This is a genomic window from Advenella sp., assembly GCF_052108595.1.
In the GTDB taxonomy this organism is placed as follows: Bacteria; Pseudomonadota; Gammaproteobacteria; order Burkholderiales; family Burkholderiaceae_B; genus Advenella.
This window is the reverse complement of the sequence record NZ_JBQEAU010000001.1, coordinates 37,977-55,921: the sequence shown is the minus strand read 5'-3', so window position 1 is coordinate 55,921 and position 17,945 is coordinate 37,977. Positions and strand designations below refer to the sequence as shown.

Below are 17,945 nucleotides of genomic sequence, written 5' to 3'. Positions count from 1 at the left end.
TTATCTGTGTCAGACGCTACGGGGTTCAATGAAATCACAACAGGGTTAAACGAAACCGCTAAGTATTAAAAATCAAAAGCAAGTTACAGATAGTGCCCGGATGCGTTATGCGACACACTCGCAATACTCCCAATCGCCATCAAAAGGTATGAACGCTATGTCGACCACAGATACATCTGCAATGTTGATGCTTGAACGCATGTTTTTGGCGGAAATGACTTACATGAAGTCCGGGCACAAAGACACCGCAATCCTGGCTACCGCGTTCCATCCCGATGTTGTCGTGCATGAACCGTCGTCCCTTCCCTATTGCGGCGACTGGAACGGGCTGCACGGTATTGCCACATTATTGTGCCAGATGGACAGGTGCTTTAGTGATATGCGCGTACAGGACTTGCAATGCGCCGGTACCGAGGCGCATTTATATGTCTCATGCAATCTGTTCCTGACTGCCAGGGCCACCGGAATCACAATCCAACAACCCTTCGTAGAAATACTGAGATTTGAAAACGGGCTGTTGCTTGAAGGCAGGCCCTATTACTTTGACACGACCGAAATAGGCCGAGCGTTGGGACACGAATCTTCCTCTGCATTCAGCCGCTAAGCATTACGCTGCTGCGAACCGGGCAGCAAGGGTTATCCATACTCAGCGCACACAGATGGTCAGGCATCAGGCATGCTAAGTGCTTTGTGATAAGGGCTTTATGACAAGTGCTATGCAACGCCGACAGCAGGCCATACAGATCTATGGCCTGATCGTATATGCGCAGCGTCGGGCCTTAGCCAGGATGTGTTCAACACGCTCAACCCGCGCTTGCAGCACCTGCTCAAATACCATGAGTTCGGCCCGGCAAAACCCCTGGCATGCTGTTGCCGCCGCACAAATCGGACAGTGGTTCTCTATCAGCAGAAACGTGCCGTCTTCAAGCTCCTCAAACTCGGCCATATAACCTTCGCGCGTGCGCAACTGTGCCAGTCTGGCGACACGATCTTTCAATTCGGGTAACCCGCTTAGCTCACGCTGGTACAACTGGCGGCTTGTCTGCTCACGCATATCGATGAGACGGTCAATTGCCTGTTCTCCGAATGCCTGGCGCACCGTATCCAGTAACTGTACCGTCAACTCCGAATGGGTATCGGGAAAATGCTTGTTTCCCGCCTGGGTGAGCTGCCAGAACTGGCTTGGCCGGCCAACGCCGCGCACCTGCGAGAAGGTTTCAACCATGCCTGTAGAAGCGAGTTTGGCCAGTTGCTGGCGCGCAGCTTCAGCCGTCATGCCCAGAACCTCACCGGCGTCGGCTGCCTGCTGCGGCCCTCTTGTCTTGAGCAAATGCAACAACCGTTGCCCGGTGGTCGATGGCGCTTTTCCTGAATTTTCCAAGTGATTGCTTGACAAAATATTGATGCCTTTCTAATATACAAAGAGTTTACTTTTTTTATTACTGTAGCGCATCGTGTCATCGCTGGCAATGGCTGCGTCCGTTTATCTGGAGTTTGTATGGCAGAACAAGAAGCAAGCTGGGGCAATCTGCTCTCCGGCCCGAATATGGCTCACTCCCTGGCGCTGTCTGGCGGTGTGGCACTTCACGCCATCAACGTCTTTGTGGCCACCACGGTGCTGCCTTCGGTCGTCAGGGAAATCGGTGGTCTTGAACTGTATGCCTGGAATACAACGCTGTTTGTGGTCGCCTCGATTCTTGGCTCGGCGCTCACACCCACGCTGCTATCACATTCGGGTTCACGCGGCGCATACGCGATAGCCACGATATTATTCATCGCAGGCAGTCTGACCTGCGCACTGGCCCCAAGCATGCCGGTCATGTTGATCGGCCGCACGTTGCAAGGACTGGGAGGCGGTTTTCTGTTTGCCCTGAGCTACGCCATGATCTATGCCGTTTTCGAGGAATACCTCTGGCCCAAAGCAATGGCATTGATTTCCGCCATGTGGGGCGTGGCAACATTGCTGGGTCCAGCCATTGGCGGCATGTTTGCCCAAATGGATGCCTGGCGGGCCGCATTCGGCATACTGATTCCCGTGACTCTGCTCTATATCATGCTGGTATGGTGGGTGCTTCCCACACGCAGCCGTGCAACAACGCCAACAACCAGCAAGATACCGATCGCGCAGTTGCTGCTACTGATTGCTGCGGTCCTGGCAGTCAGTGTCGGCAGCGCGTCTTCCGACCCGCTATGGAATATCGCCGGTGTACTGCTGGCGATCGTGCTCATGCTGCTATTGGTTTACAAAGAATCCATCAGCCAGGTGCGCCTGCTTCCCAGAAACGCGCTACGGCGCAATTCACCGTTGCTGGCTCTGTACCTTACCATCGGCCTGCTGGTTATCGGCATGACCAGCGAAACTTTCGTGCCGTATTTTTTGCAGACACTGCATGCACAAACACCGCTGATGTCCGGCTATCTGGCCGCGCTGATGGCAGCGGGCTGGACTATATCGGAAATATGGAGTTCGAACTACAAACATAGCGGTATACGTCGCGCTATAGTGAGTGGCCCGGTGTTGGTACTGGCCGGCATGGTGGTATTGGCCTTGAGCACGCCAATCCACGCCCAGGGCGGCTGGCTCGTGCTTGCCTTTATCTGCCTGGGATTGACGCTGATCGGCTTCGGTATCGGCCTGGGCTGGCCGCATTTGCTGACGCGAGTACTGCAGCTTGCGCCCGATGATGACCAGGATACCGCAGCCACTTCTATTACCACGGTGCAATTGCTCGCCACGGCGCTAGGGTCAGCACTGGCAGGAATGCTTGCCAACCTGGGCGGGATCAATCATCCGGGCGGTATCGAAGGCACTTCCAGTGCCGCATTCTGGGTATTCGCCATACTGGCCATTGCGCCACTCATCGCAATTGGCAGTGCCGTGCGCGTGGCCATCGTGCTCGGGCAGCAAAAGCAGGTGCCACTATCAGCAAAGACAGCATCATGGGGAAACGATCCTGCCCTTTACGGGCAAGGTGCCAGAAATGATGATCAACCGACTGCACGGTAACGCGGTGTGTTGTTGAACATGATCATATCTGCCCTATTGAATCTGACACACAATGAACAAGGGGCCTGTTCGGCCCCTTGTTCTGCAATCAGTCATTGTCTCCCATCTGGCTTTGCAGATAGTTCTCCAGACCAATTTTACCAATCAGTTCAATATTGGTTTCAAGCCAGTCGATCTGTTCTTCAACGTCTTCCAGGTTTTCCTGGAACAGGTCGCGCGTGACATAGTCACGCACGCTTTCACAGTGTGCAATCGCTTCGGTCAATGTCCGGTGATTGTCAATCTCGATCTTCAGATCGCATTTGAGAATTTCCGGTACGTTTTCGCCGATGTGCAGCTTGTGCAGGTCTTGCAGATTGGGCAGGCCTTCGAGCAGGAAGATGCGTTCGATGATGGCATCGGCATTCTTCATTTTTTCGATGGAAATATGATATTCGCTTTTGTTGTAGCGATTCAACCCCCAGTTCTTGACCATGCGGGCATGTAGAAAATACTGGTTGATTGAAGTCAACTCGTTGGTCAGTTGCTTATTCAGAAATTTGAGAACGTCCTTGTCGCCTTTCATGATAGTTTCCATTGCTGTGAGAGGCACCGTCAGTAGCGGCTGATTGGCTGCGAAGGCAGCCCGGTGGTGCAGTTAAGAGAAATTATAAGGGAAGACGCAAGCTTTGCTCCGGTTTACCACAAAAGCCCTGCAGGTGGTAAATGAGAATGGAAATGAAAGTGTTTTTGTTCAGCAACCAGGCTTCATTTCCTGCCATCCTTTCTGCCCGCATTTCCCTTTTTAAGGCGGCGGGCAAAGGCGAGCTTGCGAACATAGACAAACGTGGGAACGCCGTTGTGCTATTGCGGCATCCACCGCGTTTTGACTATACGAACTTGATTGCACAATTATCTATTCTTCGTGCGATAGGGGCGAATTTTCTACTTTAATCACGCAACTGGCTTTATTGTTTCCTCAGCGAAACTCAGGTTGTGCGCCCGGCGCCGGCGTTGCACCAAACCCACCTCGGTCAATAACAGCTTGTCGGCCTCCGTGCTCATCCAGCAGCTTTATCTGATCATCCTTTGCGATGGCATCCTGTTGTTCCGGATCGACAATGGTGCGCAATACGGTTTTCAGTTGCTCAACAACTGCGCTATAGCTTTCTCCTGAGGCAAGATCGTTTAATTCTTCAGGATCGTTGTCCATATCAAATAGCTGTGGCTCCCTGCCTACATAGTAAATTAGTTTCCATTTTCCTTGTCTCACCATATATGCCGCAGATTCTGCTCCTGCCGCATGATATTCAGAAAAGACGACCCGTTGAGGATCATCTGGCTGGGCGGCAATCTTTAGGAGTGATTTACCAGGTAGAGACTCAGGAACTGGGACTCCCATCCACTCCAATAGTGTTGGCGCAACGTCCACGAGTGAAACGTGAGTGCCTACAACACGACTTGTGGTATGTCCTGGTGCACGCATGAGCAGAGGAATTCGAGAAGCCTCTTCATACATGGTGGATTTACCCCACAAACCTCGGGTTCCCATATTGTCGCCATGATCTGATGTGTAAATGACGAGCGCTTCATCAGCCAGTCCACATTCGTCGATTGTCTCGCAAATTTGCCGGAAATGATCATCCATAAAGCTGCAGAGTGCCCCATAGCTGAGCAGTGCGTGCCGCCGTTTCTGGTCATCGAAATAGTTATCGTGCGTAAAGCACTTGCGAAAGCTATCAATCCAGGGGTGGTCGTTGCGATCTTGTTCCTTGGATAGCTTTGGCAGGGGAATATCTTCCAATCGGTACTGGGAAGCAAATTGTTCGGGAGCAATCAGCGGAAAGTGCGGGGCAACGAATGAAGAAAAGAGCACCCATCGATCCTTCTCGGCATGACCTTTGATCCATTCTATTGATGCTTTGGCGATATCTCTGTCATATCGGGTATAGCTGCTTTCTCCAATTCCCACTTCATCGGCCATGGCGCGCGATTTGTGACGCACGGGGAGAGGGTCTCGCACCGAACCCAATAAATCGCCAACGCCATTTACCACATGCATTGGCAATATCTGTCGTGTAAAGCCTGTATCTTCCTGCTCACTGCGATAATGGAGTTTTCCTATTGAGGTTACGTCTATGCCTGCGTCACGTAGTTTATGTGTCCAGCCCTTTGGCGTTCCATAATATGGAAGCGCGTTGTCCCAGTTTCGGCTTTCATGCGCATAGAGACCCGTGGTGAATGCGGCTCGAGCTGGGATACAGATGGGGGAGTTGGTGTAGGCTGAGGCAAATCTTGTGTTTGCGCCCCCAAATGAGTCCATATATGGTGTTTTGATCCAAGGGTGCCCGGCAGAGGACAGAGCAACGCCAGAATGTTCATCTGACATCACAACGATTGCTATACGTCGCCCAGATTGTTTTGTTGTTATTGAATTCATCTTTATGCCTCCCTCAGGCCTTGACTGTTCACGATTTTCTGCCAGTGAGCCAAATCATCCGAAACGTATTTGGAAAAAGCTTCTTGGGTCATCGGCATTATCTCGATTCCTTCGCCGGCTAGCCTTTTTTTGACTTCTGGCTCAGCCAGCACGCGATCCACTGCCGACCACAGTGTGTGAGTGATGTCTGGGGGCATATCTTTGGGGCCCATGATGCCAAGCCATTGAACGGTTTCCAGTTCTGGAATGCCGATCTCTTTTAATGTTCTGACATCTGGCAATAGGGGTGCGCGCTGCGCTCCGCTTACGGCAAGTGCACGCATCCTGCCAGATTTGATGTATGGAGTCGCTCCTGCCAGCCCTGGCATACAGAATTGTATTTGACCAGCCACCATGTCATTGAAGCCCGGTCCCAGGCCCCGGTAGGGGACATGCAGCACATCGATATCGGTACTCAGTTTTAAACCTTCGAACACCAGATGGGTAATACTCCCCACGCCTCCGGATGCATAACTGAATTTTCCAGGGTTCTTTTTGGTTAATTCCAGAAATTCCTCAAAAGTCTCTGGCCCCGACGTATTGGTGACTAACACATTGGGGGCGCCTCCCATCATAGCAATATGCGTAAAATCGTTGATTGGGTCGTAAGGAACTTTGCGATAGGCCGGCAGCGTACCGTGGGTGCTGACATAACCAAGGATCAGGTTGTAGCCATCTGGGGATGCACGGGCCGTTGCCTGGGTCGCAATTTGACCGCTTGCGCCTCCCTGATTTTCGACTACCCAGGTGGTTTTCATTGTCCGGGATAGGTAATCTGCCATTATCCTGGCAACGCTATCAGTGCCGGCGCCAGGGCTCACCGGGACGACAAATTTTATCGCTCTGTCTGGATAGCCTTTGGCAATGACGATTTTGGGTATGGCACAGAAAGCCGCCCCCCCTAGGGCTGTTTTAAGTAAGTGACGCCGATTCATTAACATTTCCGAATGTCTCCCTTTTCGTTCTAGGTATGATGTTTTGCGTAAGAATCGATGTCAGTCTAAAGAAGTATTACCAAGGGGTGGTAGTACAATCGGCGCAGCCCCCTTCTCAAAAAAGTTGCACACCCAAAGGAGTCTTGGACTTGGCGCTCAATCTCGATCACCTGCATGCTTTCTTGGTCGTCACAGAAGAGGGCAGCATCAATCGTGCCGCTATAAGATTGCTGCGTGCGCAAACAGCAGTGGGACGGCAAATTAAGCTACTTGAAGAGGCGATGGGAGTGGCACTGTTTGAGCGTACAGCCGGCGGCGTCATACTCACGGAAGCGGGTACCGAACTCATTGAATTCGCGCGCCGAATTTTCCAGAACGTTGCAGAAGCCGAAGCGGCTATGGCCCGGGTAGGGGCGGATCCCTCAGGTGAGTTGGTGATTGCTGTCCCGAACGCATTGGTTGAACAATTGGGGCCTGTGCTCTTTACCGCAATCACGGACCAGTATCCATTGATCAGGCTCACGATGCTCGAAGGTGATAGTCACGCAATTCATCAGTGGATCACCAACGGTATGGCTCAGATAGGCTTATTGCCGGAAGGTCAAAACGACACAAGTTTGCACACGATTGAATGTGGTCGCCAGGTACTTTGTTTGTGCGGCGCAACAGAGGCGATGTCGAATTTTCCCAAAAAGATTGAACTCAAGCGGGCGTTGTCGATGCCATTGGCTTTGACCATGCGTCCAAACCGGATGCGCCAAATGATTGATCATGCAGCGACCAGTATTGGCTCCGAGGTTAGTCCGGTTCTAAGCACAAATTCGACCCATTTGATCAATATGCTCATGCGTCAGAATAAGGTTTATTCGATACGGCCCTACCTGGGTGGCGCCCCCGCCGTAGTAAATGGAATCACTTATATCCGGCTTTGCTCTCCGGAAGTCAGCCGTAGCATCAATATAGTATGGAGCACTGCCTACCCTGTGACTCGAACGACTGAGGCAGCACGCACTCTTCTTTGTGAGCTGATGGCGGGGTTGAGTTAAACCCAAGGAATCCACCCCCGAGATTGAATGTGCAACTTTTGCGCTGTAGCTATAATATCCTCGTTCAGTTCTATGGGATGGCCAAATTGTCTGCCAACCGCGGCGCACAAATCAGGATCGATCCGGGTGATATTGCGAAAGTGATAACGCAGTTGAATGTTGGGAACGTGGCACTGCAAGCGTGAGGTTGAAAATGCGCTGAGGCAGAGAAACCAGGCGCCGGTCCGCAAATGGTGATTTAGGACTAATTATTTGCCGCTTATCATTGGCGAATTATTATTTGCGGCTTATGATTTTGAGCATTATTGGTAGCAATGATTTTTGAAGGCGTGAACCTTGTGGCATGGTGACTTGTGCTTTGCAACGCCAGCCGATCAGGCGGCCGAACGCCAGAGCACCACAGATTCTGTTGCCAGCGCGTCACATTTGTCTTTGCCGCAATGGTCATTGGCGCCATCATGAGCAACAGGCGCACCGGTACAGGCTGCGCGCTCCAGATAGCTACAGGCCATTTGTGCGCAGCACCCGCAATTGGTGGCGACGCCCAGTTCTCGTTGCAGGTCACTCAGCGTGCTGGCGCCCTGGGAAATAGCGCTGACAACGGCGTCTTCGGTGACGGCATTACAAATGCAAATATACATGAGAGTTATTATCATCCAAGGCAAAAAAAGTTGCAAGCGCCTTGCCGGGTTTGATGAAAATGTCCAACAATTCCGTTCTTTCAGGGTGTTACCGCAATTTTTTGAGATTTATGGGGCATGGCACGTACGGCGCTGCCACCGCCAGTGCACGGGTCTATGGGTGCGTGCAACCAGGGCGCCAAGGCGGTGCGCCGGCAGGGCACGCAAGAGGTTGCCAGCCAAACCTGATCACCGTCTTCTACGGCCGCAGCAGGAGGCCGCGTCTCCTTGCGTGTCCCTATTCCTGATTAAGACTGGCCCGCGCCTTGCGCAGCGATGCCGATGGAATGCCCAGGACTTCGCGGTATTTGGCCACCGTGCGGCGCGCGATGGTAATGCCCTCCTGAGCCAGCAGGTCGGTCAGGCGACTGTCCGATAGCGGCTTGCCCTCTGGCTCGGCCTGAATGTAATTGCGAATGCGGATCTGCACCGCTGTTGCCGATGCATTTTCGCCACTGTCTGTCGCCACGCCGGAGCCAAAAAACCGTTTCAGCTCAAATACCCCATGCGGCGTCGCGATAAACTTCTGCGTCGTGGCCCGGGAGATGGTTGATTCATGCATCCCCACTGCATCGGCCACATCTCGCAGGGTCAAAGGCTGCAGGCGCGCCATGCCGTACTCCAGAAAGTCGCGCTGCTTGTCCATAATGGCACGCGAGACGTCCAGAATCGTCGTAAAGCGCTGACTGACCTGGCGCATAAAACCCTTGGCCGCGGCCAGTTGCTCGCTCATTGCCGAGCCAGCCTCTTTGCCCAGACGACGAATCATGCTTTCGTATCCTTCGCTGATACGTAGCGATGGCATGACCGCCTGATTGATGGTCAGGACCCACTCCCCTTTTATCTTGCGCACCAGAACATCGGGCACGGCATAATCGGCCGTGGGCGTGCTAAATTGCTTGCCAGGCCGCGGATCCAGTTGCCGGATCAGGGCATGAGCCTGTCGAATCCGGTCAATATCGGCGCCGGTAACGGAACGCAGTTGCGCCATATCGGCACGTCCAAGCGCCTCCAGCCCGTGCTCGCAAATAAGGCGGGCGCAAGCCAGTACCTCGGGCTCTGGCGGGTTGGCCAGAGAAGAAACATCCAATTGCAGCAGCAGGCATTCAGAAAGCGTACGCGCGCCCACCCCGGGCGGATCACACGACTGCAGCAGGCGCAAGGCAACCGCCAGGTCGTCTTCGCTGACATCGGCCTCTTCCGAAAACAACGTTGCTATTTCCTGCAGGCTGGACATCAGATACCCGTTATCGTCCAGTTCCTCGATCAGGTAGTCGGCCAGACTGACATCCCGCTCCGATGCGTGGGTAAGCCGCAACTGCTCCCGCAGATGCTCGGAAAGCGACAGCCCTACCGCTGTTTCGGGTTGAAAATACTCGTCATCTCGCGATTTCTGACCCGGCTGCGAGGTCCAGTCCTGTTGTAAAAGCTCGGCATCATTTTCGCTTGTATTTGTACTATCTTCGGATATTTGGTTATTATCGACAAGTTCAAGCATGGGGTTGTCCTGCAACACCTGTGCCAGTTCTGTCTGGAGATCCAGCGCAGAACACTGCAACAAGCGCAAGGATTGTTGCAGTTGCGGGGTCAGCACCAACTGCTGGCCAGTTCGAAGTTCTAACGCATGACGCATATCGATTTGGAATACCTATGAAATACAGTAATGCCGCGGTTCAGCAAAATGATGCCAGATTGGTAAGCAAAACGCTGCTTAAACTGGCTACCCCAAGGATTATAATGCGTGCCGTCGTGATTATTGTCACAATCGTGATTTGGCTGTGGGTTGCCGCAAGTATCCTTGAGTTCGGTGCCGCCCAAGACTACGTTTTTCTGAACAAGTTTAACGTACAACTGGTCTCTTTTTTACAGAGTATCAATACCTACCTGTGGTGGGCAGTAGTGCTGCTAGGCACCCTGATCGTCTACTTCTTCCTGAGTGCCTGGTATAGCGGAAGCGTTGAGCGCGCTGCATACAAGACCGTGCCCGCAGATACGGCAGCCCAATTGATTGGCAGCCTCTCTCCGGAAGGCCGGGACGTGCTCGGCTGGGTCTGGCGTGACCGCAGCGAACCCATCAATATCGGTAACCTGAAAACCACCAAGGATGAACTGGATAACAACCGGGTGAGCAAACTGGCTCAGATCCGGGAACAGGAAAGGCTGCTGGGCCCGGGCCCGATGGTGGCGGCAGACAATCGCATTGCCGCCACACTAGCACAAACAGAGGAGCAGGAGGAGCCTGGCCAGGTGCCGACCCTGCGGCCAGAACCCGAAGCGGCCAAACCCGTCGCTACCGATACCCGCCCAACAGCGCCGGCTGCCGGCGCGGCGACTGCGGGCACGCTGGGTTCAGCGTCCAATGCCACAACGGTTGAGCCTGCAATCGCCCGTACCACACCGGCCTCTCAGCCAAAAACGGCTGACGCGGCGGCCTCTGAACCGAAGCGCCCGGCCAACGTGGCAGACGCCGCAACCGATGCTGTCAAGCCCACACAGAACGATCCGGTCATCCCTGATGAACCGGCCAAAGAGCAACCAACGGTCTCCAGCTCCGAACAGACGGAACCGACCATTGCTCGCCCCGAAACCACGCATCTGCGCCCGCCACGCGATGAGGTCAAACATACTATTACCTAATCAAAACTGCAGTTATCGGCGCGCAGGCGAAAAAACGCTTGCGCGCCGGGGTAATTTTTCTTATAGTTAAGGCATGAAGAGCCAGCCCGCATTTTCTCGCAACGCTTTAACCGGTAGCAACACTGCTTGCGCCGCGGCTAAGCTGTGGGCTGCTGCTACACCTGACGCAACGCTTTCTGCTGTTGCCACATCTTCTGCGCTACTGCTAGCGATCGGTTGTCGAGCCTAGAGCGTTCGTGGCAGTTCGACAGCCCCTGTACAAGCCACAAGGATTCCGTTTTATTATTCTGAATCCCGGCGTCGCTGCTTAACTCCAGTCTGTTCGCACCGGGATTCTCCCCAAAATAGGTGCATCATGATCTCCAACCCCGCTTCCAAATACATTCCTTTCAAGGCGTTCGAACGCGATTTCTCGGAACGCACGTGGCCCAGCAAAAAAATCGAACATCCACCCATCTGGATGAGTACCGATCTGCGCGACGGCAATCAGTCTCTTATCGAGCCCATGAGCATCGAGCGCAAGCTGCGTTTTTTCAAACACCTGGTCAAAATCGGCTTCAAGGAGATTGAAGTTGGCTTTCCCGCCGCCTCTCAGACGGATTTCGACTTCGTTCGCATCCTGATCGAAGAAAACCATATTCCCGATGATGTCCTGATCATCGTGCTGACCCAGTCGCGCGAAGATCTGATCAACCGGACGGTGGAAGCGGCGGCCGGCGCCCGTCAGGCCATGGTGCACCTGTATAACGCCTGCGCCCCCGCGTTTCGCAAAATCGTCTTCAATATGAACAAGGAAGAAGTCAAAAATATCGCCACCACCGGTACGGCACTGATCAAAACGGCCATGAGCCGGCACCCCGAAACCAAATGGCGCTATGAATACTCTCCTGAAGTGTTCAGCACCACCGAGCCGGAGTTTGCAGTAGAAGTGTGTAACGCCGTAGCCGAGGTATGGCAGCCTACCGCGACAGACCGGATCGTGTTCAACCTGCCTGCGACCATCGAGGCCACCACGCCAAATATGTACGCAGACCAGATCGAATGGTTCTGCAACAATGTCAATAATCGCGAAAGCGTCATTGTCAGCGTGCACCCGCATAATGACCGCGGCACAGCCGTTGCCGCCGCTGAACTGGCTGTGATGGCCGGTGCAGACCGCATCGAAGGTTGCCTGTTTGGCAGTGGCGAGCGTACGGGTAATGTGTGCCTGGTCACCCTGGCACTCAATTTGTACACCCAGGGCATTCACCCTGGCCTGGACTTCTCCGATATAGATGACGTGCGTCGCACTGCAGAATACTGTAACCAGTTGCCCGTACATCCGCGTCACCCCTACGCAGGCGACCTGGTCTTTACCGCCTTCTCGGGCTCGCACCAGGATGCCATCAAGAAAGGCTTCTCCGTGCAAAAAGAAGACGGCGTCTGGGAAGTGCCTTATCTGCCCATTGATCCGGCCGATCTCGGACGCAGCTATGATGCGGTCATCCGAGTGAACAGCCAGTCGGGCAAGGGCGGCGTCTCTTATCTTCTGGAAAACGAACGCGGCCTGAACCTGCCGCGTCGCCTGCAGATCGAATTTTCCCGCGCCATCCAGCGCGTGACCGACGAAACCGGTACGGAAGTCAACGGCAATGCCGTGTTCGACATCTTTGAAAAAGAGTACCTGAAACAGACCACGCCATGGAAACTGGTGCGCCACCAGATCGATAGCAAGGCCGATGGCGAAGCCGGCGACCAGTTCAGCATCCGCGCCGAGCTTGAGGTGGACGGTCAGGTCAAAGTAGTGGAAGGAAGCGGCGAAGGCGCCATTTCAGCCTTCATCAACGCCCTGAGTCTGCCTATCCGCTTTATGGATTATCACGAACACGCCATGGGGTCCGGCGAAAAAACGTCTGCCGTCTGCTATGTGGAACTGCGGCTTGGTGAATCTGCCACCGGTTTTGGCGTGGGCATCCACAAGGACATCGTTACCGCGTCATTTGTGGCCGTCTTGAGCGCGGTCAACCGCCATCTGAACCAGCAGGCCAAAGAAGGCGCCGCTCTGCGCGAAGTCGCTTAAGGGTCCAAGGCGATCAACCCGAGCCCGTCACCTGCCTGCGGCAGGGGCGGGTGTCCATTGATGTTTATCGTTGCAACAACGTGTGATTCGGGCGCCAGGCGTGTGTCTTTGCAGACCGGTACCCGCTTGCTTTCCTTGCTGGCGCAATGCCAGCGGATACTGATCGGACAACCCAACGGGCAACAGGCCCGGGTTGCCACCGGCGCGTATTATCATTACGCTTTCCAGACAAACGTCACCGTCATGCCAACACGATCCTAACCGAAAAGGGCTGATGCCTGCGTGCGTTAGCGTCGCATTAATCAACCCTTGCCTGACCCTTGCCTCATATCGGGAAAGCCGCTGTCCAGGCCTTGCATGCTGATCGGATCGGCATGCAAGGCCTGCGCTATTTCTGGCCCGCCCTGTTTACCAGGCGCTGCCTTTTTCCCAGACTACTTCCTTGCCCGCTGCCTTGGCCTGGCGCATCATGTCCAGCAACGGGTAGGCACGACGACGCAAGCTCACATTTTCACTGATAGGGTGCACGGCGACCTCGTCGTCCTCGTCTTCGCGATCTTTGTCATCAAACTGATGATCAGGCGCAGAATCCGGATCCGCATTGATAGCCTGTTCCAGATGACGGATGGCTTCTTCCAGCTGAGCCACGGTAAAGACGCCCATTTCAGGTACGGTCTCATACTCACGCCCCGCCGCCTGCAATACTGTCCTGGCCTGCTCGGCCATCATCAGGACATCGCCGGCTATATCCGAACGAAAAGTAATCAGCATACGGTTTTCCTCATTAGATATTTTATTGAACTGCGACCACTGCAAATGCATTCAAAAGGTGATGATACGCATTTTTCAGGTTATTGGTCATGCGAACCCGTCCTCGCTCAATTTTTCCTGCTTTCCGGCACCTGATTCTAGTGCTTGCAGGCATGCTCCATTTTGCCCCAGAGGCCGTTGCCGGACAAGCAAATATTGCGCAATGCGTGCGCCCGGCCAACGGCACCGGTCATCCGTGCCGCAGCAACAACCCTTTTACCCTGGGCGCAATTGAGCCGGCCATCAATAGCGGCGCCGGCAACCCGGTTAATCTGGCCACCGGCAACAAATATCAGGAAACAATCGATCTGCCGCTACGTCATGACGGCTTGCTGGTGATGCGCAGCTATAACGCAATGGACCGGGCAGACCGGGGACTGGGCGTTGGCTGGCGGCACAATTTCGATATTAATCTGCAACGCACGCCCGACGGCCTGCAGATTACCCAGGCCGACGGTTCCCGCATCCTGTTCGGCAGACGCGCTGGCAAAGCGGCTCCGGCCGCAATCCCTGCCCATGGGCGGCTGGTGATTGCCGACAGCGGCTGGGACTGGCACTGGCCTGACGGCAGCACCATTACCTTTGACCGCCAGGGGTTACTTACCCGACTGAACGTGGACGGACGCCACCTGCAAATACAGCGACACAGCCGCGCCTCGATTTTTGCCGACAGGATCCGTCAGGTCACAAGCGATGCCGGCCACGCTCTGGTGTTTCACTACATCCAGGACGACCGCGTGCATGCCCGCGCACGCCTGACCCGAATCGACACGCCGCAAGGACCCATCCAATATCGCTACGACTTGCCTGCCGGGCGTCTGATGTCGGCGTCGCGTGCTGATGGCAGCCAGACGCTCTACCTGTACGAGGAAGCTTATCAGGCAGGCGACCCATACAAACTGACGGGCATGGCGATCGTGCCCCACCACAACAGGAACGCCGGCAACAATATCGCTGCAGGCGCTATGCCGGCGCTGGACATCCCGGTCCTGCGCACCGCCATACCGGCCTTGGCAGGCCGCTCTGCGCACGTAGCGAGTCTGTCTGACCCCCTCCTGCCGCAGTCCTTTCGCTTGCGGACCTGGCAATACGACCAAAGCGGCAAAGTGATTCGGGCCGTATTGCACGATCAGCCTGTCGGTCCAGGAACCCAGTTGTTCAACTATGGCGTCGCGGGCACGCAACGCAGCTTCACCCGCGTCACAGACGGCAACGGCCAGCACACCGGCTTCGTCTGGCGACGCATCCATGGCCGTTATCTGCTCGAATCGGTCAAAGGCCATGGCTGCATCGGCTGCGCCGCGCCGGGGCTACAGGCCGCGTATGACGAGCAGGGGCGTCTGTCGTACATCAATGGCCTGTACATCGCCCGCCACCCCAACGGCATGCCGGCACGGCTGAGTCTGCCCCAAGGGTTCTGGCCCGACCTGCAGTTGCACTATGACCGGCAAGGGCGGGGCATTTTCTGGTCCAGTACGCTCACCGGCAGCCAGCGCATCCAGTACAACAGCAAGGGGCAGCCCACCACCCAGATCTTTGCCAACGGGGTGCACTGGTCATACGAGTATGATGCGCAGCAACGCCTGCGCACCTTGCGGCAGGCCACCCTACCGGCGTCTGCCTCTGGCCAGGACCCGGACCGCACGGCATCTGCCGTTGCCACGACCACCCTTCATTACACAGAAGACGATGGCTTCTCGCTGACGCATGCCAACGAAACACAAGTGCATGCCATGAATCGGGCAAGCGGCGCCTTGCGTACCCGTATTTCCAGACCCCCCAGCACAAACAACCCTTACCAGGTCTTTTATGAGGACATTATCCTGCGCCACCCGCAGACCGGTCAGGTGATACAGCTGCTGCCCGAAGGCGGTCGCCTGCTCTACACATATACGCCGGGCCAGCGACTGCGCAGCATTGTCTGGGAAGACGCCAGGCAACAACAACACCCGGTTCTGCAGATAGCTGCTGCGGGGCATGCCACGTTCGGCAACCAGGTACGGATGCAGTACCGTCAGGATGACTTTGGCCGTCAGCAGTTGCATCTGGTGGCTCGTGCAGGCACATCCAGTCGTCCGATCCTGGGCCTGGAACGCCTGGTAGCCGGCAGCGGGCGCGTCCTCAAGGAGGACTATTATTATCCGGCAGTAGCCAGCGCCGTTCGCCGATATTATTTTTACGGCAGGCAGCAGCGGCTGGCCGGAATGACCGAGCAGCATTACCTCTACACCAAAGGGCAGTTGTCACACACGCCGGTCGCTTCCGGAAAGCGGCGCGTTTGGTATGCCTGGGATCGCAGCGGCGCCAGTATCGCGCGATTTGACGGCCACCGTACGCAGCGCAGCCGTATCATGCGTGACGCCAGCGGCTTGCCGATGCAGGTTGACCGCCTGGATACGCGCTATGGGGTGAACCGCCGCCTTAATGAGGTTTACCGGCAGGGTCGGCGTATTCAACAAAATCTGCACAACGGCCAGGGCCACCGTATTGCCCGCCGCGATCCGCAGGCGTTTACCCACTTTTATTATCAGGACAACCGGGTTATCGGCCACTGGTCTGTGCCTACGGGCGCGCCACTGCGGGCTCCCTCCAATGGCGCCATTTCACGACGCTACATTTATGCTGGGGCCATTGCGGTTGCCTTTATCGAATACGCCAGGCCCGCAGCGTTCAGCGACGGGTCGCAGCCGGCAGATCTGTCCATTCAATCTGCGCTGCGCCGTCTGCTGAGCGACAGGTCTGCGGGAACGCTGCACTTTATCCACACGGATACCCAGGGGTTGCCGCTGGCTGTGACCGACGGGCAGGCGCAACCCGTCTGGCTGGCACAGCCTGAACCGGAAGGGAAGATGACGCCACTGATCAGTCGCGTACAACTCCCCCTGCGCTATCCGGGCCAGTATGAAGACGAAGCGACCGGCTGGTTCGATAATATCTATCGCACCTACGACCCTGCCTTTGGCCATTATCTGGAACCCGACCCCATCGGCCCCGTGCCCGGCGCCGATCCCCTGGGATATGCAGCCGCGCAACCGCGCCGCTATGTCGATCCGCTGGGCTTGCTGTTATTCGCCTTCGACGGCACCCGCAACCAAGGCAGCAACACCAATTCGAACGTGTACAAACTGCAAAAACTGTACGATTCAGGGCCTGTACACTATATTGGCGGCCCGGGCACCAACGACGGGCTGTCTGCGTTTGCCGAACCGGCTGTCTATGGCGCGGCCAATCCCCTGCAAAGCCCTTACATCATGGGCCCGCTGGGCGTACTGCTGCGCCCTGCAGATGCCATGGCAGGAGAATCTGTCGCCGGCATCGTGCGCACCCAGATGCATCGCCTGATTGACACTCTGCTCAGGGATGCGCAGTCACTGCGAAACGCCAACGGCCATATTCCGATCGATGTCATCGGCTTTTCCCGCGGCGCGGCGGCAGCACGCATTTTTGCGAACCAGATTTTGCAGCAGACACGAGACGGCCTGTTCAGCGCCCGGGTCCACACGCCCTTTGCCAACAATGGCCAGACCCCGGATGCCTTCACGACCGTCAGCGCCTGCCTGGACTTGCGTTTCATGGGCCTGTTCGATACGGTCACGCAGCTTGGCGTGCTGGGCTCGAACAACGCAGCCTACAACTATCAGGTGTCTCCCGCCTGGCAGTGGGTCGCCCATGCAGTGGCCCTGAACGAATATACCAATATCTTCCCGTTAACCTCCATCGGCGACAGTGAGCATGAGAACTTTTACGAAGTCGGCTTTATGGGCAACCACTCCGATATGGGCGGTTCCATACAGACTGCGGATAAGACCCACGTGGCCAACGCCAGCGGCTTGCCCGGCGATCTGGGTAACGTGACATTGCAATGGATGTACCAACAGGGACGGGCGGCGGGCGTAACCTGGCGCCCGCTGCCGCGAACCGCCCTGCGCATCCGCAACCCGCTGGTCCATAACAATCTCATGCGCTATAAATGGCAAGACCCGGCCAGAGAGACACTCGCGCCGGACCGCGAAATGGAAGGCGCCGACCGCGCCTCAATAAGGCAGCATCAGTCTGCACGTGTCGGCAGGGCCAGACGCATGCAGGTAGAACAGTTTATCGAGCGTGATCTGCCGCAGACCCGGCCGCTGACGATAGCCGACCTGTTTTACGGCAACATGATGGCGGTGCCGCCCGGTAAAGAAAAGACGCTGGTCAGCCAGCCGATTGTCGGTCGCGCCGATATCCAGGCATATGCGCGGTGGCTGCGGGAAACCACGGGCTTTGAGTTACAGACAGGCCAGGTATGGTAAAATCTGCCTTTTTTCCACCCT

General features: G+C 55.6%; 15 protein-coding genes. 8 read left to right on the top strand and 7 right to left on the bottom strand.

The features are described 5' to 3' along the window. The first annotated feature begins 223 nt into the window (after positions 1 to 223). Positions 224 to 604: a nuclear transport factor 2 family protein gene (locus ACTIKR_RS00240; protein ID WP_442326936.1), complete on the top strand. Its 381-nt coding sequence runs from the start codon at positions 224 to 226 to the stop codon at positions 602 to 604. Positions 605 to 745: 141 nt separating this feature from the next. Here the strand turns inward: ACTIKR_RS00240 and ACTIKR_RS00235 are convergent, their stop codons facing one another. Then, positions 746 to 1,381, bottom strand: coding sequence for a helix-turn-helix transcriptional regulator (locus ACTIKR_RS00235; RefSeq protein ID WP_226817209.1), 636 nt, complete (start codon positions 1,379 to 1,381; stop codon positions 746 to 748). Between the two features lie 117 nt (positions 1,382 to 1,498). Between ACTIKR_RS00235 and ACTIKR_RS00230 the strand changes: the two genes are divergently transcribed. Beyond that, complete coding sequence (locus tag ACTIKR_RS00230) at positions 1,499 to 3,007, top strand: MFS transporter (protein WP_226817207.1); 1,509 nt, start codon at positions 1,499 to 1,501, stop codon at positions 3,005 to 3,007. 88 nt (positions 3,008 to 3,095) lie between these two features. On the opposite strand, the gene bfr is transcribed toward ACTIKR_RS00230, so the two are convergent. After that, complete coding sequence (bfr, locus tag ACTIKR_RS00225; RefSeq protein WP_128393768.1) at positions 3,096 to 3,572, bottom strand: bacterioferritin; 477 nt, start codon at positions 3,570 to 3,572, stop codon at positions 3,096 to 3,098. Positions 3,573 to 3,718: 146 nt separating this feature from the next. Between bfr and ACTIKR_RS00220 the strand changes: the two genes are divergently transcribed. Further along, positions 3,719 to 3,940 carry a hypothetical protein gene (locus ACTIKR_RS00220; protein WP_193089878.1) on the top strand — a complete coding sequence of 74 codons (222 nt, stop codon included), beginning with the start codon at positions 3,719 to 3,721 and terminating at the stop codon, positions 3,938 to 3,940. A gap of 25 nt (positions 3,941 to 3,965) precedes the next feature. Here ACTIKR_RS00220 and ACTIKR_RS00215 read toward each other — a convergent pair whose 3' ends face one another. Further along, the gene (locus ACTIKR_RS00215) at positions 3,966 to 5,426 is read right to left on the bottom strand and encodes a sulfatase-like hydrolase/transferase (RefSeq protein ID WP_226817205.1); all 1,461 of its coding nucleotides are present in this window, start codon (positions 5,424 to 5,426) and stop codon (positions 3,966 to 3,968) included. A gap of 2 nt (positions 5,427 to 5,428) precedes the next feature. Then, the gene (locus tag ACTIKR_RS00210) at positions 5,429 to 6,400 is read right to left on the bottom strand and encodes a Bug family tripartite tricarboxylate transporter substrate binding protein (RefSeq protein ID WP_193089877.1); all 972 of its coding nucleotides are present in this window, start codon (positions 6,398 to 6,400) and stop codon (positions 5,429 to 5,431) included. A 149-nt stretch (positions 6,401 to 6,549) separates the two neighbouring features. On the opposite strand from ACTIKR_RS00210, the gene ACTIKR_RS00205 reads away from it, so the two are divergent. Beyond that, positions 6,550 to 7,446: a LysR family transcriptional regulator gene (locus tag ACTIKR_RS00205; RefSeq protein ID WP_193089876.1), complete on the top strand. Its 897-nt coding sequence runs from the start codon at positions 6,550 to 6,552 to the stop codon at positions 7,444 to 7,446. A 374-nt stretch (positions 7,447 to 7,820) separates the two neighbouring features. Here ACTIKR_RS00205 and ACTIKR_RS00200 read toward each other — a convergent pair whose 3' ends face one another. Next, positions 7,821 to 8,087, bottom strand: a complete 267-nt coding sequence (locus tag ACTIKR_RS00200) for a (2Fe-2S)-binding protein (protein ID WP_014749194.1) — start codon at positions 8,085 to 8,087, stop codon at positions 7,821 to 7,823. Between the two features lie 277 nt (positions 8,088 to 8,364). Then, on the bottom strand, positions 8,365 to 9,759 hold the full coding sequence (gene rpoN, locus ACTIKR_RS00195) for an RNA polymerase factor sigma-54 (RefSeq protein WP_193089875.1): 1,395 nt from the start codon (positions 9,757 to 9,759) through the stop codon (positions 8,365 to 8,367). 17 nt (positions 9,760 to 9,776) lie between these two features. On the opposite strand from rpoN, the gene ACTIKR_RS00190 reads away from it, so the two are divergent. From ACTIKR_RS00190 to ACTIKR_RS00180, 3 genes are all read left to right on the top strand, one after another. Next, the gene (locus tag ACTIKR_RS00190) at positions 9,777 to 10,763 is read left to right on the top strand and encodes a hypothetical protein (RefSeq protein WP_442326935.1); all 987 of its coding nucleotides are present in this window, start codon (positions 9,777 to 9,779) and stop codon (positions 10,761 to 10,763) included. A gap of 355 nt (positions 10,764 to 11,118) precedes the next feature. Beyond that, positions 11,119 to 12,822 carry a 2-isopropylmalate synthase gene (gene leuA / locus ACTIKR_RS00185; protein WP_193088271.1) on the top strand — a complete coding sequence of 568 codons (1,704 nt, stop codon included), beginning with the start codon at positions 11,119 to 11,121 and terminating at the stop codon, positions 12,820 to 12,822. Positions 12,823 to 12,882: 60 nt separating this feature from the next. Next, on the top strand, positions 12,883 to 13,083 hold the full coding sequence (locus tag ACTIKR_RS00180) for a hypothetical protein (protein ID WP_193088270.1): 201 nt from the start codon (positions 12,883 to 12,885) through the stop codon (positions 13,081 to 13,083). Between the two features lie 147 nt (positions 13,084 to 13,230). Here ACTIKR_RS00180 and ACTIKR_RS00175 read toward each other — a convergent pair whose 3' ends face one another. Next, the gene (locus tag ACTIKR_RS00175) at positions 13,231 to 13,593 is read right to left on the bottom strand and encodes a DUF1840 domain-containing protein (protein WP_193088269.1); all 363 of its coding nucleotides are present in this window, start codon (positions 13,591 to 13,593) and stop codon (positions 13,231 to 13,233) included. Positions 13,594 to 13,682: 89 nt separating this feature from the next. Here ACTIKR_RS00175 and ACTIKR_RS00170 point away from each other — a divergent pair, with 89 nt between their 5' ends. Continuing rightward, positions 13,683 to 17,924, top strand: coding sequence for a phospholipase effector Tle1 domain-containing protein (locus tag ACTIKR_RS00170; RefSeq protein ID WP_442326934.1), 4,242 nt, complete (start codon positions 13,683 to 13,685; stop codon positions 17,922 to 17,924). Positions 17,925 to 17,945 lie beyond the last annotated feature (21 nt).

Bases quoted from the DNA above. Each gene is read 5' to 3' on its own strand.
- ACTIKR_RS00240 (WP_442326936.1), top strand. From the start codon at position 224: ATGAAGTCCGGGCACAAAGACACCGCAATCCTGGCTACCGCGTTCCAT.
- ACTIKR_RS00230 (WP_226817207.1), top strand. From the start codon at position 1,499: ATGGCAGAACAAGAAGCAAGCTGGGGCAATCTGCTCTCCGGCCCGAAT.
- bfr (WP_128393768.1), bottom strand. From the start codon at position 3,572: ATGAAAGGCGACAAGGACGTTCTCAAATTTCTGAATAAGCAACTGACC.
- ACTIKR_RS00220 (WP_193089878.1), top strand. From the start codon at position 3,719: ATGGAAATGAAAGTGTTTTTGTTCAGCAACCAGGCTTCATTTCCTGCC.
- ACTIKR_RS00215 (WP_226817205.1), bottom strand. From the start codon at position 5,426: ATGAATTCAATAACAACAAAACAATCTGGGCGACGTATAGCAATCGTT.
- ACTIKR_RS00210 (WP_193089877.1), bottom strand. From the start codon at position 6,400: ATGAATCGGCGTCACTTACTTAAAACAGCCCTAGGGGGGGCGGCTTTC.
- ACTIKR_RS00200 (WP_014749194.1), bottom strand. From the start codon at position 8,087: ATGTATATTTGCATTTGTAATGCCGTCACCGAAGACGCCGTTGTCAGC.
- rpoN (WP_193089875.1), bottom strand. From the start codon at position 9,759: ATGCGTCATGCGTTAGAACTTCGAACTGGCCAGCAGTTGGTGCTGACC.
- ACTIKR_RS00190 (WP_442326935.1), top strand. From the start codon at position 9,777: ATGAAATACAGTAATGCCGCGGTTCAGCAAAATGATGCCAGATTGGTA.
- leuA (WP_193088271.1), top strand. From the start codon at position 11,119: ATGATCTCCAACCCCGCTTCCAAATACATTCCTTTCAAGGCGTTCGAA.
- ACTIKR_RS00180 (WP_193088270.1), top strand. From the start codon at position 12,883: ATGTTTATCGTTGCAACAACGTGTGATTCGGGCGCCAGGCGTGTGTCT.
- ACTIKR_RS00175 (WP_193088269.1), bottom strand. From the start codon at position 13,593: ATGCTGATTACTTTTCGTTCGGATATAGCCGGCGATGTCCTGATGATG.
- ACTIKR_RS00170 (WP_442326934.1), top strand. From the start codon at position 13,683: ATGCGAACCCGTCCTCGCTCAATTTTTCCTGCTTTCCGGCACCTGATT.